The following is a 13825-nucleotide window of genomic DNA, read 5'->3' on the forward strand; positions in this document are numbered from 1 at the left end:
ATCTCTGAAAAGTACAATATTTGGATAATGAGAATACGAGACTGCTACCAAAATACAAAATACGATCCCTCCTGCCAAAACTCTCGACCACCTAAAATGGTTGTTATTCACCAATCGAATCACCCCTATCCAAACCAATGTAGCCATCATCACTGCAATATAGCCAATGTAATTTCTAAAAATCCAATCGATTAGAGGAATATTTTGCCAAATAGATACAGCAAAAACAACTCCGCCTAAAAAAAATGTTGAAAAAGTAAAACCTAAAGCCATTCTCTTTAAAACAGTCAAGTCCTCTGGATTACAGACAGTATTGAGTGAGAATATAGCAGCTAAAAAACCACATAAAGAAACAGTAAATATTCCTACAGAAACATTGAACCAAGAAAGCCAAGAAAAAATATAAGCATCTAGAAAATTATTCGCATTTGTATCTATGCTACCCGAAACCATAGAAGCCGCAATAATCCCTAAGAAAAGCGGCGTTAAGAAACTAGAGTAGGTAAAAATTAAATCATAAAGATTGTGCCATTTGTCTTGGATTGCATCGTAATTACGAAAAGTAAAAGACGTTCCTCGTGCAATTATTCCCATCAGCATGATTACCAAAGGAATGTGTAAATGATTTGCCATTTCTGAATAAATTGCCGGAAAACCAACAAACATAATTACTACTGCAATAATCAACCACATATGATTGGCTTCCCAAATTGGTCCGATGGAACGATACATAATAACTTGTGTTCTTTTCTTAAAATCTTTTTTGGCAAATAACTCCACTACTCCTGCTCCAAAATCGGCTCCACCCAAAATCAAGTATAAATTTATGGACAACCATAAGAAGATAATAACCACGTAAATCATTTTTATGAGTTTTTTGTAGATTGAAATTGGGGATCTTCTGGATCGTATAAACGTGCAACAGATTGTATTTGCCGATTCATCAGAAACACCAAAACAATTGATAATGAAAAAAATATAGCAGTAAAAATATAAAACGAATATTGAATTCCGGGCATTGGCGTTACAGCATCTATCGTTTTCATAAAGCCGTAAATAATCCATGGTTGTCGACCAACTTCGGTTACTGTCCATCCGGCTTCTAATGCGATATAACCAAAAGGTGTAGCAACTACAAAGAGCTTATATACCCAATTGGGCAAATTTTGTTTTTTTCGAAAAATCAGAAAGTATAAGTAAACCAAGCCAATCAACATCATCAACATCCCGAAAAATATCATTACCTGAAATGCATAATGTGTGATGGCAACTGGTGGCCATTCATCTCGCGGAAATTCTTCTAAACCTTTCACTGGAGACGTAAAGTCATTATGCACCAAAAAGCTTAACAATCTTGGTACTTTTATGGCGTATTTCACTTGCATCGATTCTTCATCTGGCACTCCACCCAAAACAAGTGCTGCCTTATCTTCTGTATAAAAGTGGGCTTCCATCGCAGCCAATTTTATCGGTTGTCTTTCTGCAACTGATTTTGCAGCTATATCTCCTGTAAGTGGCATTATTAGAGCAGCAATTACTGCTATCATAGAAGCAATATTAAAAGCTTTGGTATGAAAACGAATATTTTTCTTTTTAAGAATAAGATATGCATGTAATCCAGCAACCGCAAATCCTGTGGCACAAAAAGCAGCAACAGTCATATGTAAAGATTGTGGGAACCATGCCTCATTAAACATCGCTTTAATTGGGTCTGCATTAAGATATTGTCCATTCATATAATCGAAACCTGTAGGAGAATTCATCCAAGCATTAGCGGCAACAACCAAAATACCCGAGGCTAAACCACTAATCCCTACAATTAATCCGCAAAACCAATGAAACCATTTATTAAATTTCCCCCAACCATAGAGAAAGAAGCCTAATGCTATTGCTTCTATAAAGAATGCTGTACCTTCTAGAGAAAAAGGCATACCGAAAATCGGGCCAGCATGCTTCATAAACTCTGGGAACAATAAACCTAATTCGAAAGATAACATCGTGCCAGAAACAGCACCGGTTGCAAAAAGAATGGCTACACCTTTACTCCAAGCTTTGGTTAATCCTTTGTAAATATCTTTTCCTGTTTTGAGGTATTGATAATGTGCAATAGCCATCATAAACGGCATTACCATACCAACACAAGCAAAAATAATGTGAAAGGCAAGCGACAAAGCCATCTGACTTCGCGCTGCAATAAAATCGTCCATACTTCTTAGAATTTATAATACCTTAATAAAGGTAGGAAATAATCTTATTGAAGAGTTTAACTTTTGATTACTTTTGGTAAGAAATAGTGATAGAGTTTATAAAAAACCAAAGCATTTAATCCTCCTATTAGAAACCCTACCAAGACATCTCCAGGAAAATGGACGCCTAAATATATTCTACTATAACCAACCATTAGTGCCCAAACCATCATCGCTGCAAGAAGCCAACGTAGTTTATTTTTCATGACCAAGCCTATAAAAATGGCTAAAGCCATACTATTTGACGCATGTCCTGAAAAAAATCCGAAACGTCCACGATGATCACAATCTACCGCTCTAAATTTTCCTGTAAGAGTTTTATCATGACATGGACGATATCGCTCTAATCCGTATTTGAAGAGATTTGCAAGCTGATCGGTCGCAACAATCAATAAAGTAATGAAGACAACGCAAAGTAGAAATTGTTTACGCGTTGTGTTTCTGAATAAATAAATCAGTAAGACCAAATAGAGCGGAATCCACGTAAATTTATTGGTGATGAAGAGCCAAAAATTATCCCACGAGGAGTTTCCTAAATTATTAAGGTACACAAAAATTTCATGATCCAAGAGTATGATTTGCTCCATAGTCTATCGTTTCACCGAGCCACCAAGAGCTTCATCGACCGTAGTATCTATTTCTTTTTTGGCCTCGTCTATCGTCTCTCTGATTTCTTTGGTTGGGTCTAGGTCTTCTACAGGCTTCATGATTTCTTCTTTGATATTTTCTGTCGCATTTTTCAACTGTCGTACACCTTCGCCTAATCCACGAGCAATTTCTGGAATTTTCTTTGGACCGAAAATAATAATACTCACCAACAAAATTACCACAATTTCTTGGAAGCCAATAAAACCTATAAGAATCATCATTTTATTCACTCAACAAATATACTTAAATATGGAATAAAAAAAAACCGTTAATTCTTAAAAAAATCAACGGTTTTTTTCTAGAAGTTAATAAATAACGTTTATTTATTCATTTTTCCTTTTTTAGTAAAATCGTAGACCAAAGGAGATGCTACAAAGATTGATGAGAAGGTACCGATTACCACCCCAATTAATTTTGCAAACATAAATCCTTTGATCGATTCACCTCCGAATATAAAGATTATCAACACGATAAGGAAAGTACTTAACGAGGTATTGATAGTTCTCGATAATGTTTCTGATGTAGATATATTGATAATATCATACAGATTACGATTTTTTTCTACCGAAAGGTTTTCGCGAATACGGTCGAGGATAATAATCGAGTCATTCATCGAATATCCGATAACGGTAAGAATCGCTGCAATGAACGCTTGGTCAATTTCCATGTTGAATGGTAAAACACCTTTCAGCAATGAGAAAACTCCTAACACGATAATAACGTCGTGCGCAAGGGCCAATATCGTTGCTGCCGAAAATTGCCAACGTTTGAACTGAATAATCAAGTATACGAAAATAGCAACTAAGGCTAATGATACGGCAAGAATTGATGCTCGTGTTGTGTCATCGGCAATAGTTGGCCCTACTTTAGCAGATGACATGAGCCCAATAGAAGCATTATCTTCTGAAAAGTCTTTAACAGATAAATTGGCAGGTAAATAAGATTGTAATCCATTGTATAATTTATCTTTTATTTCATTATCGATTTCTGTTCCGTCTTCATCAGCTTTATAGGCCGTTGTAATTTTCACTTGGTTATTTCCACCATACGTTTTCACTTGTGGTATCATCTTCTCGCCATCGAGAACAAATACGTTTCCTAAACTTTCGGCTATTTTTGTCGGGTCTACGGTTTTATCAAAACGCACGGTATAGGTTCTACCTCCTTTGAACTCGATACCTAAATCGAAACCTTGTGTAAAGATTGATACCAAAGCAGAAATCGTTAATAGTATAGAAACTGCGTAGGATATTTTCTTTGTTTTTAATAAGTCTACACGGATATTTTGTAGCCAGTGTGCCGTAAATGGTGTGAAGAAAGCTACAGATTTTCCTTTTTCTAAACGACTTTCTACGAAATAACGCGTAATAAAAAGGGCTGTAAAGGTAGAGGTGAAAATACCTATGATAAATGTTGTAGCAAAACCTACAACTGGTCCTTTACCAAATATAAATAAAATAATAGCGGTAATTAGAGAGGTAGTATTTGCGTCGAAAATTGCTGAGAAAGCTCCTTTCCAAGAATAAGCAAAATCAACTGCTTGACGCAATGATCTACCTTTACGCAATTCTTCTTTTACCCGCTCGTAAATAATAATGTTGGCATCCATGCCTGTTACAAGGGTCAGGATAATCCCGGCGATACCTGGTAATGAAAGGGTTGCACGTAGAGAAACTAGCATTCCCATAAGGAAGAGTAAGTTTACAATTAATGCAACGTTGGCATAAAGACCAGCACGTGAGTAGTAGAATATCATCCATACCAATACCAAAGAAAAAGCTACAGCAAAAGCTATAAGCGATGAGTTAATAGCTTCTTGCCCTAATGATGGCCCTACAACTTCTGCAGAAACAATCTTAGATGAGGCTGGCAAAGAACCTGCTTGTAAGATGTTGGCTAAATCTTTTGCTTCTTCTAACGTAAAGTTTCCTGTAATCTGAGAATTTCCTCCTGTAATCTGCCCACGAATACTTGGAGCTGAATAAACCATATTATCCAATACGATTGCAACAGCTTGTCCTCTAGGAAATTGTTGATTAGGTTTTAGCTCATCGGTAATTCTTGCCCATTCTTGTGCACCTTCTTGGTTCATTTGCATACTCACGACTGGTTCGTTGGTTACAGAACCTGCGTTACGCTCACCAGATGCACTTACTACCTTATCCCCTCCAATTAGAGGTTCGTTTTGTCCGTTTTTACCTTTTAAAGCAAAAAGCTCTAAAACTTTCGGTCCGCCAACGCCTGTATCTAAGGGTTTACTTGCCCACGCAAATTTATAATTGCGTACGTTTGCTGGTAAGAGTGTTTTGAATTCTTTATCTTGTAAAACACGGTTTACAACTGCTGTATCTTTTAGGTTTACCACAGTTAATGCGTTCGACATTCTTGGCATTAACACTTCGCCAAGGTTAGACACAATTCTACCGTCTCTACTAATATTATATTTTGCAGTACCAATACCAGCCAAAGCCATAATCGCTTGCTGATCTTCTACAACTTGCCAAAACTCTAATTTCGCAGTACTTTGCAGAAGCTTTTTAACACGATCGGTATCCGAAACTCCAGGTAATTCTACCAAAATACGTCCGTCACCTTCACTTCCTAATCGCTGAACAACTGGCTCTACAACACCAAATTGGTCTATACGTGAACTGATTACCTGATAAGCAGTCGCTACTTTGGTTTCGATATCTTTTTTGATGAATGCTTTTACCTGTTCATCAGAAGCATTATAAGAAACATGAGCCGAATTGGCTTTTGTACCAAATAAGTCTGGTGAGGCATATTTTGTTCCTCCTCGAATTTTATCAAATTCTTGAAAAAACAAATCTACATACGGTACATTACCTTGTGTTTTTTGTTGACGATCTGTGTTATCTAAAGCCGTAAGTAACATAGGATTTTCTTTGTTACCGGCTAAGTTTACCAAAAGATCGCGTTCTGATACCTGAAGAATTACATTGATTCCTCCTTTTAGATCCAGACCTAAATTAATCTCTTTGTTCTTTGCATCGTGATAGTTATAATTGACAAGCCCTAACTTTAGAGTGTCATTGGCTAAACTATCCAATACAAGTTGTTCCTGAGCAGGATTTTTTGCAATCGCTTTTGCTTCTTTTTCCACCTTAGCGGTGTACCAAGTGAAACTTAATTGACGAATGCAAAGTAACCCAAAAATGATTGCAAACACCGCAATCAGCCTTCTTCCTCGCATAAGTTTTTCTCTTTAAAAAATTGTTTTTAACGGGCAAATATAATAGGTTTAAGAAAACTTTCACAATTATTCACCATAAATAATAGGAGAAATTATGTGATTCTGATTTCTTAATTTTTTATTTTTTCCAAACATAAGTTAATATTTCTGATTTTTTCTCTCCCGAATCATTATCATAAGCTAAATAAAATTCGATTTGATTTTTATTTTCCGACTTCACGGTTAATCCTTCAACCTTCAAATCACTGCTAATCATTTCGGTACGATGAACCTCAAAACTTTTCATGTCTATTAGACCGATTATCGAACCCAAAACTTCGCCGTCGTGATAGGTAGACAAAGCTCCTTCAGCAGTTGCTGTAAAATAAATCTGCTGATTGTGCAAAACGGCATCGCTAAAACCGTACTGAAAACCTTTTTTCTCTGGCAGATGTACGGGATGAAAATCTGTTCTATTTTGAGGATTTTCTTTACGAAATAAATAGTCTTTCGGAAAAACAAAAACACCATTCAATTTTCTTTTTCCGTTTCCACGCTGAAATAAATAAACTGTATTCTTATCAATAACTGCTCCTTCTATATTGAATTCTTCTAACGGAATTTGATGTTTTTTTGCTAAGTTTTGATATAATTTTTCGATAGAAAATCGTTCAACATGCCAATCTTTTTTTCGTATCACAAAAAGATCATTTCTATTCTTTGCAGACCCCGATCCGAAGATAAATATTTCTTGATTGGTATGAGTAATCGATTCGAAATCGGCTTTATTTTTTTTATCTACAGCAACCTTTTGCAACTCTTCTACCAAGACAACTTCTGTAGTTTTTTTGTTGTTGAAATCATAAACAATCATATTGGGATATATATCATCTATTAGATATAATTTAGAGTCGTCGTATAAAATTCCCGATACAGCACCGATGCCAAAGACCATGAGTAAGGTTTTTAAAATTAAATTTTCAATCATCGTTTTTCCGATATTAAAATCGGAAAATAGAAAAAAAATCTCAAAAAACATCAAACTCCGTCCAATTCCTTGTATCTTTCTGCGCTAATTTTCCTGCCATGAAGAAGTTTTTTCAGATATTCATTAATTCTTACAAAGGTTTATCAAACGAATCGTGGATGCTTGCAGCCGTTATGCTCATCAACCGTTCGGGTTCGATGGTATTACCTTTTCTAGGAATTTACATGACCGACGAATTAGGTTTTTCTATACAACAAGTCGGTTTAGCTCTGAGTTGTTTTGGGATTGGCTCTGTGATTGGTTCGTATTTTGGTGGAATGCTAACAGATAAAATAGGAGAATTTAAAGTGCAAACCACAAGTTTGTTTCTCAGTGCCCCTATTTTCTGCTTACTGATTTTCTTTCAGACTTTTGAAGCCATTGCACTAATTATTTTGGTACAAAGCATTATTAGTGAAACCTTCAGACCTGCTAATTCAGTAGCTATTACGCGTTATGCAAAAAAAGAAAACATTACCCGTTCGTTTTCTTTGAATCGAATGGCTCTGAATTTGGGATTTTCTATCGGTCCTTCGGTCGGAGGAATTCTATCAGGATATTCTTATAATTTACTTTTTATATTTAACGGTGTTGCCTTTATTATGGCTGGCCTGGTATATTATTTTTATTTTAGGAACAGAACCTATCGCAACGAAATTCTTACCGTAGAAAAAATAAATAATAAAGAAACAAAAGATCGATCACCTTACCGGGATATTCCTTTCTTGATCTTTTGCTTGTTCTGTACTATTTTCAGTGTTGCTTTTTTTCAATTTCTCAACACAATGCCTATTTTCTACCGAGATGTAGCCAAATTAAGTTCTACAATGGTCGGGATAGTTCTTGGGTTTAATGGTCTTGTTATCGTTTCATTAGAAATGATTTTGGTAAATTTTGCAGAACGAAAATTCAGCATCAAACAAGTGCACGTTATAGGAGCATTACTTTCTGCATTCGCCTATTTTATATTAGGAATAGATCATGCTGTATTTTTCATTTTCCTTAGTATGTTTTTCTTAAGTGTAGGCGAAATATTAGCCTTACCTTTTATGTCAACCCTTACGGCAATGCGAGCCGGCATTACAAACAAAGGAGCCTATATGGGCTTGAATGGCATTGCTTTTTCGCTGGCATTTATCATCTCACCTATTCTCTGTACTTTTATTGCAGAAACTTACGGTTTTACGACGCTTTGGTTTGTTAGTGCAAGTGTTTTATGTTTTACTGCAATCGGTTTTCATTTCATCATTCCAAAAATGAAGTTAAAAAATACATAATTTTATAGTAATTTCATCATAAAAACAACATGAAAATTTATACCAAAACTGGCGATAAAGGAACAACGAGTTTGTACGGTGGTACAAAAGTAAAAAAGAACGATATAAAGATTGAATCTTATGGCACTGTAGACGAACTAAACTCTGTTTTAGGTCTAATAAGAAGCTATACGATCGAACAGCAATACATAGATCAGATTATACACATCCAAAAAGATTTATTTAATCTAGGAGCTGAATTGGCCACTCCGGTAGAGAAATTATTTTTGGCCAACGGTAAACCTCGTCTTGCAGTGAGAGTTACAAAAAATGACATCGAAACACTCGAGCACTGGATAGATGAAATAGAAGAAAATCTTGCACCACTCACACATTTCATTTTACCAGGCGGGAGCTTAGCCGCATCGCAAGCACACTTCGCAAGAACAGTTTGCAGGAGAGCTGAAAGAATCACCGTTGCTTTGGCAGAAATAGAGGAAATTAGTCCTAATTTGCAAAAATATCTCAATCGACTTTCTGACTATCTTTTCACTTTGGCAAGAATTTTGGCTAAACAAGAAAACATAGAAGAAGTAAAATGGATTCCGGGCGAATAAAATGAAAGCAGCATTATTTATCAATGGTCAACCACCAAATTTCTTTATCGATTTAGCACAATACGATCTGATTCATTGCACAGATGGCGCGATTAATTATCTTACCCAAAAGGGTATTAAAGCAGATATTATTTCTGGTGATTTCGATTCGATAGAAACTCCGAAACTCTCCTATACGCATGAATTAATTTCGACTCCTGATCAGGATTTTACCGATTTCGAAAAAGCATTGGCTATCCTCTCCGAACGTGGTGTTTCTACCGTACATGTGTACGGAACCAGCGGCAAACAACAAGATCATTTTCTAGGAAATCTCACTGCCGCTTATCGTTTTTTTGATCAGATGACAATTTTGATGTTTGATGATTTTGGATATTATTTTTTTGCAGAAAAAAATTTAGAATTATCAGGCTATAAAGATAGAACAATTTCTCTCTACCCTTTTCCGGTTGCCGAAAAAGTACATACAGAAGGCTTGAAATACCCTTTGATTCTAGAAGATTTGGATATTCATAAACGTATCGGGATACGTAATAAAGCAATCGAAAACCTGGTAAAAATCTCCTATGAAAAAGGTGCACTATTGGTTTTTATTCTAAATAATTAACTTACTTAAAAAAATTAAATCATACCAATTATAAAAAATTTTAAACTATGAAAAACACATTTTTTCCAATTTCTATTGTTACAGCTTTGGGCGTAATAATCGCTGCGTTTGTCTTGAGCAACGCTTTTAAATACAAATACAAATCGCAAAATCGGATAAATGTAGTAGGAAATGCCAAACAAGATTTCGAATCTGATATTGTGGTTTGGAGTGGAAGTTTCTCACGAAATGATTTTGATCTAAAAACTGCTTCAGAATCCCTAAACACTGATAAATCAACCGTCCTTAATTACTTAAAAAACAAGGGAATAAAAGAAAGCGAAATCACCTTTGACGCTGTTAACATTAACAAAGATTTTAATTATTTCACCCGGGAAGATGGCACTTCTTATAGTGAGTTTAGCGGTTATACGTTGACACAAAATGTATCTATAGAATCGAAAGATATCAACAGAATCGAAAAAGTATCTCGAGAAATTACAGATCTCATCAGTCAGGGAATCGAACTTAACTCTAGCCAGCCAAGTTATTATTATAGCAAGCTAGAAGACTTAAAGCTAGAACTGATCAAGAAAGCATCGGAAAATGGACGACAAAGAGCAGAAAACATTGCATCTGAAGCCAAAGCATCTTTGGGGCATTTGAAAAATGCTGATTTAGGAATATTCCAGATTACTGGGCAAAATACAAACGAAGATTTTTCTTACGGAGGTGTGTTCAATACTACATCACGTTCTAAAACAGCAAATATCACTGTAAAACTTAGTTTCGCAACCAAATAAAAAAACTCGCTCTTTAGCGAGTTTTTCTCTTTGTCTTATGCTAAAAGTACTATTTAGCGCGATCCGACAATGCCTTTGTTTCTTTGGCATAAGGCGTTTCATCCACTACCTCCCAATTATATAATTTTGCTATCGCATAAATTTCTCCCAAATTCTGAATCAATTGTTCATGTGCTTGTTTTTTAAGCTCTGTTTTATTTATGATTTTTTCAACATGCTGTATGCCTCTTTTTTTGATTCCATTCAACTCATCTTTTTCAAATTTATTAAACATGCTTTGATCCAAATCATGAAACTGAACATCTGGATAAATTTTGATCTCTACTGCAGGAATATCTTTTAGAATTATTTTTTTCTGAATAGAATCTATAGTTATATTCATTTTCGACAAATCGTACGTCGCTTGCGCTTTGGCATTGATCAGCATCGTGATTTTTTTGTCGGCACTGTAAAATCTTTCGAAACCTGGGAAAGATTTTTTTGATTGATATGAATAAATATCCGAATAGTTTTGTTCGGCTACAATCATTTTATTCATGCGCTGAATTTGGTAGGCAATAACATGTGACTGCTCTGCAGTGTTGTCTGTGCTGCATTGCTTCATCATCAGAAAAGTTACTAAAACGCCAACCAAAAAAGCTAAGCTAGTGAGCGCTATTGATTTATTATTTTTCACTATAATTTGGCTCTAAAGGGGTTTTACTAAAAATCATCAACAAATCCTCTTCTAAACTTCCAGAAACAGGTGATTCTACAATTCTACCTATTTCTTTCCGTTTTTCATAGACGATTATCGTTGGCACATACCGAACATCCTTGTTTAACTCTTCACCATAAAAGCTTTTCTTGTCTCGATTCAAACCATAGAAATTTACCCGTCCGTCTGGAAATTTTATTGTTTCTAGTATTTTTATCAGCGCTGGAACCTCTCTTTTACTATCCGGACACCAAGTCCCCATAAAAACGTCTATCGTGTATTTTTTACTGTATTTTTTGAGTTGATTTGATAGCGCTTCATCAACATTATAATCGTTATATTCTGGCTCGTACCAATCTTTGAAATATTGACCATTTAACTGATTTTTATCGAATTCTCCAACCAACAAACGTTCTGTTTGACCATTATAATCGTATTTCACAACACGATTCATTACACGTTCTTGTATACAGTTTGTAGACAAAAAACTCAACAAAATTAACAGCGTATAGGAAGGGATTTTTTTCATTTTAATATTTTTTGCTTTTTGTATTTTATAAACGTTAAAGGTAGGATTTTTATATGATTCTCTTGCCATTGACTAATCGAAAATCTCCAATTTCGCATGTTATTGTCTTTTCAATTTCTGGAAAATGATCCTGTGCACTTGTATAAACTTCTTTTTTTGCATCGATTTCCTCATGACCAAATAGATGATTCAAATCACCAACATCTGTCAGAACCAATACATTATCCAACCTATTTGCTTTTATATTCACAAACTCTTTGTACTGAAATCCTAAATCGACCATCGCTTCATTATCATCTTTTTTTACAAGAACATTTCTTACAATCAAATCCAAAAATAGCTGTTTATTTTCTGGGATATTATCATATCGAGTATAATCTTTCACCTCTTTTCTTATTGCTTCCATCGCCTTGAGAATTGCTAAAAAAAGATACTTTCTGGTCTGCTCTCTTTGCCAATCATTTGGGTAATGTCCCGCCTCGAAAAGCACACAAGGATAACCTTGCATGGTGAAATTATCTCCAGTAGATCGAGGATAAAACTCGGCCGTATATCTACCGATTTTTCCAGGAATCAAGGTCTGCAGACTATCATTTATATACTGTATAATTGCCATAGTCTTCTGGCGAGTTTCATTCACAGATTGTTCTATGTTATACGACGGTGCCAAGAAAGATAAAGTTGCCGTTTCTTTGGTTTTCCCTACATTGAAAATTGTTCTTTGATCATGTAAATTGAAGAGATAATGGTATTTTTCTTTATTAACTTGTTTTAATAAAATCTGAAGTTCTACCGAAGATTTCGATAAAAAATCACGATTCATATCAATACCAACCGCTGTTCTTCTACTATACAAATCAGCTCCGTCGGGGTTTAATAAGGGTATAAAATCAAATGAAATTTGTGATAATAATTGTTCAGAGAATTCATTCTTGGATAAAAAAAACTTTATAATATCTAACATTGCACGTGTTCCGGTAGATTCATTCCCGTGCATTTGCGACCAGATTAATATTCTTTTGGACCCGTTTCCTACACTGATTTTATAAATAGGCTGTTTCATGAAAGAGTAGCCGATACATTCTTTTGGGATAGAAAGTAACGAAAGTGCCTTTTCTAAATCGGGCAATCTTAACCATTTTTCTGCTATTCCTTCTACATAAAATTGAGCGTAAATTTCCTCAATTTTTTTTATATCTATCATTTTAATTGATTTAAAACAAAGATAAAAATAATCAAAGATGCATAATTTAAATATGCTCAAATTTTCATTTTAAAGCACTGAAAATAAAATTTCAATCCGAACCTCATTTAAAGAAAATAAAGCACTAAAATTTGAAAAGAACAACTCTTTACATTTGTAATTAACATTTGTAATTAACACTTTCCTTGTATTTCTTGTCTTTTTGTCATTTTAACATCTGTTTATTAAGGAAAATGTAATTTTATAATATAAAGTACTTTAAATTAGATTTTTATACACTACTATCTCAACCTTATCTTTCATGTCAGTTTATTAAAATAAATGTATTTGTTATTTAATTTACTTTTGTTATATTTGTAAACAGTTAATAACATTTGTAACATTGATATGATTGAACGATTGAATAAAATTTTAGATTATTACGGACTTACACCCTCAGAATTTGCCGATCAGATAGAAGTACAACGATCGAGTCTGTCGCATATATTCTCTGGTCGCAATAACCCAAGCCTAGATTTTGTGATGAAAGTGAAGCATCAGTTTCCAGAAATCTCTACCGATTGGATGATTTTTGGAGATGGTGAAATGATCGAAAATTCGACACCTCTACCCGACGAGGAAAATGTGCATACTATAAATTTTGAACTGGATATGACACAAGATGATTTTTCTGAAAAAAATCAACATAGGCAAAGTTCCTTGCACGAGTCTAAGAAAGAGAACCAGAATAACAATTTTGTGACAAGTGAATCTTCACCTGATAAAACAAATAGCGAAGAAATCACAGCATCAACTTCTCTTTACCCAACCAATGAAAAGAAGAGAGAAATAGAGCGGATAGTTTTCTTTTACAAAAATGGAAAGTTTGAAGTATACGATAATTACTAATCAAACAACCCCCTACCGAGTACCTTATCTTCTTTTAGAATTTGCCGAATTGCAAAACAATCGCAAGCCCTAGGAATACTACCATTTTTTTAATTCTTTAGCAGATGGATTTTATTGTTAGAAAGTAGCCC

Annotated in this window: 14 protein-coding genes; 5 read left to right on the top strand and 9 right to left on the bottom strand. The window is 34.7% G+C overall.

Annotation, left to right across the window (positions count from 1 at the left end; genetic code table 11):
- The 6 genes from HMPREF2660_RS08140 to HMPREF2660_RS08165 all read right to left on the bottom strand — a co-directional run.
- Positions 1–864 (bottom strand): cytochrome d ubiquinol oxidase subunit II (locus HMPREF2660_RS08140; RefSeq protein WP_070486842.1); only part of this gene is annotated, 864 nt, incomplete at its 3' end.
- Between the two features lie 2 nt (positions 865–866).
- A complete protein-coding gene (locus tag HMPREF2660_RS08145; protein WP_070486626.1) occupies positions 867–2207 on the bottom strand; it encodes a cytochrome ubiquinol oxidase subunit I in 1341 nt (446 codons plus the stop codon).
- 56 nt (positions 2208–2263) lie between these two features.
- The gene (locus HMPREF2660_RS08150; RefSeq protein WP_013598911.1) at positions 2264–2833 is read right to left on the bottom strand and encodes a phosphatase PAP2 family protein; all 570 of its coding nucleotides are present in this window, start codon (positions 2831–2833) and stop codon (positions 2264–2266) included.
- 3 nt (positions 2834–2836) lie between these two features.
- Entirely contained in the window at positions 2837–3115 is a 279-nt protein-coding gene (locus HMPREF2660_RS08155; protein WP_115042103.1) for a Sec-independent protein translocase subunit TatA/TatB, read from the bottom strand.
- 98 nt (positions 3116–3213) lie between these two features.
- Positions 3214–6108: a protein translocase subunit SecDF gene (locus tag HMPREF2660_RS08160; protein ID WP_013598909.1), complete on the bottom strand. Its 2895-nt coding sequence runs from the start codon at positions 6106–6108 to the stop codon at positions 3214–3216.
- A 118-nt stretch (positions 6109–6226) separates the two neighbouring features.
- Positions 6227–7075 carry a DUF6929 family protein gene (locus HMPREF2660_RS08165; RefSeq protein WP_013598908.1) on the bottom strand — a complete coding sequence of 283 codons (849 nt, stop codon included), beginning with the start codon at positions 7073–7075 and terminating at the stop codon, positions 6227–6229.
- Positions 7076–7173: 98 nt separating this feature from the next.
- Between HMPREF2660_RS08165 and HMPREF2660_RS08170 the strand changes: the two genes are divergently transcribed.
- The 4 genes from HMPREF2660_RS08170 to HMPREF2660_RS08185 are packed head-to-tail and all read left to right on the top strand — an operon-like array spanning position 7174 to position 10376.
- Entirely contained in the window at positions 7174–8391 is a 1218-nt protein-coding gene (locus HMPREF2660_RS08170; RefSeq protein WP_070486628.1) for an MFS transporter, read from the top strand.
- Positions 8392–8420: 29 nt separating this feature from the next.
- The gene (locus tag HMPREF2660_RS08175; RefSeq protein WP_013598906.1) at positions 8421–8987 is read left to right on the top strand and encodes a cob(I)yrinic acid a,c-diamide adenosyltransferase; all 567 of its coding nucleotides are present in this window, start codon (positions 8421–8423) and stop codon (positions 8985–8987) included.
- A 1-nt stretch (position 8988) separates the two neighbouring features.
- Positions 8989–9594: a thiamine diphosphokinase gene (locus tag HMPREF2660_RS08180; protein WP_070486630.1), complete on the top strand. Its 606-nt coding sequence runs from the start codon at positions 8989–8991 to the stop codon at positions 9592–9594.
- 47 nt (positions 9595–9641) lie between these two features.
- The gene (locus HMPREF2660_RS08185) at positions 9642–10376 is read left to right on the top strand and encodes an SIMPL domain-containing protein (RefSeq protein ID WP_070486632.1); all 735 of its coding nucleotides are present in this window, start codon (positions 9642–9644) and stop codon (positions 10374–10376) included.
- A gap of 49 nt (positions 10377–10425) precedes the next feature.
- On the opposite strand, the gene HMPREF2660_RS08190 is transcribed toward HMPREF2660_RS08185, so the two are convergent.
- Genes HMPREF2660_RS08190 through HMPREF2660_RS08200 form a run of 3 tightly spaced genes read right to left on the bottom strand, consistent with a single transcriptional unit; the run spans position 10426 to position 12806 of the window.
- Entirely contained in the window at positions 10426–11052 is a 627-nt protein-coding gene (locus tag HMPREF2660_RS08190; protein ID WP_070486634.1) for a DUF4230 domain-containing protein, read from the bottom strand.
- The gene (locus HMPREF2660_RS08195; protein WP_070486844.1) at positions 11042–11602 is read right to left on the bottom strand and encodes a TlpA family protein disulfide reductase; all 561 of its coding nucleotides are present in this window, start codon (positions 11600–11602) and stop codon (positions 11042–11044) included. Before HMPREF2660_RS08195 ends, HMPREF2660_RS08190 begins: the two co-directional genes overlap by 11 nt.
- 49 nt (positions 11603–11651) lie before the next feature.
- On the bottom strand, positions 11652–12806 hold the full coding sequence (locus HMPREF2660_RS08200; RefSeq protein WP_013598901.1) for a M14 family zinc carboxypeptidase: 1155 nt from the start codon (positions 12804–12806) through the stop codon (positions 11652–11654).
- Positions 12807–13205: 399 nt separating this feature from the next.
- Here HMPREF2660_RS08200 and HMPREF2660_RS08205 point away from each other — a divergent pair, with 399 nt between their 5' ends.
- Positions 13206–13694 (top strand): helix-turn-helix transcriptional regulator, encoded by a 489-nt coding sequence (locus tag HMPREF2660_RS08205; protein WP_255356442.1) that lies wholly within the window; start codon positions 13206–13208, stop codon positions 13692–13694.
- The last annotated feature ends 131 nt before the right edge of the window (positions 13695–13825 follow it).

The organism is Weeksella sp. HMSC059D05 (assembly GCF_001809725.1).
In the GTDB taxonomy this organism is placed as follows: domain Bacteria; phylum Bacteroidota; class Bacteroidia; order Flavobacteriales; family Weeksellaceae; genus Weeksella; species Weeksella virosa.

Excerpts from the sequence above, each read along its gene's own strand:
- HMPREF2660_RS08145 (WP_070486626.1), bottom strand. The coding sequence starts at position 2,207 with ATGGACGATTTTATTGCAGCGCGAAGTCAGATGGCTTTGTCGCTTGCC.
- HMPREF2660_RS08150 (WP_013598911.1), bottom strand. The coding sequence starts at position 2,833 with ATGGAGCAAATCATACTCTTGGATCATGAAATTTTTGTGTACCTTAAT.
- HMPREF2660_RS08155 (WP_115042103.1), bottom strand. The coding sequence starts at position 3,115 with ATGATGATTCTTATAGGTTTTATTGGCTTCCAAGAAATTGTGGTAATT.
- HMPREF2660_RS08160 (WP_013598909.1), bottom strand. The coding sequence starts at position 6,108 with ATGCGAGGAAGAAGGCTGATTGCGGTGTTTGCAATCATTTTTGGGTTA.
- HMPREF2660_RS08165 (WP_013598908.1), bottom strand. The coding sequence starts at position 7,075 with ATGATTGAAAATTTAATTTTAAAAACCTTACTCATGGTCTTTGGCATC.
- HMPREF2660_RS08170 (WP_070486628.1), top strand. The coding sequence starts at position 7,174 with ATGAAGAAGTTTTTTCAGATATTCATTAATTCTTACAAAGGTTTATCA.
- HMPREF2660_RS08175 (WP_013598906.1), top strand. The coding sequence starts at position 8,421 with ATGAAAATTTATACCAAAACTGGCGATAAAGGAACAACGAGTTTGTAC.
- HMPREF2660_RS08180 (WP_070486630.1), top strand. The coding sequence starts at position 8,989 with ATGAAAGCAGCATTATTTATCAATGGTCAACCACCAAATTTCTTTATC.
- HMPREF2660_RS08185 (WP_070486632.1), top strand. The coding sequence starts at position 9,642 with ATGAAAAACACATTTTTTCCAATTTCTATTGTTACAGCTTTGGGCGTA.
- HMPREF2660_RS08195 (WP_070486844.1), bottom strand. The coding sequence starts at position 11,602 with ATGAAAAAAATCCCTTCCTATACGCTGTTAATTTTGTTGAGTTTTTTG.
- HMPREF2660_RS08200 (WP_013598901.1), bottom strand. The coding sequence starts at position 12,806 with ATGATAGATATAAAAAAAATTGAGGAAATTTACGCTCAATTTTATGTA.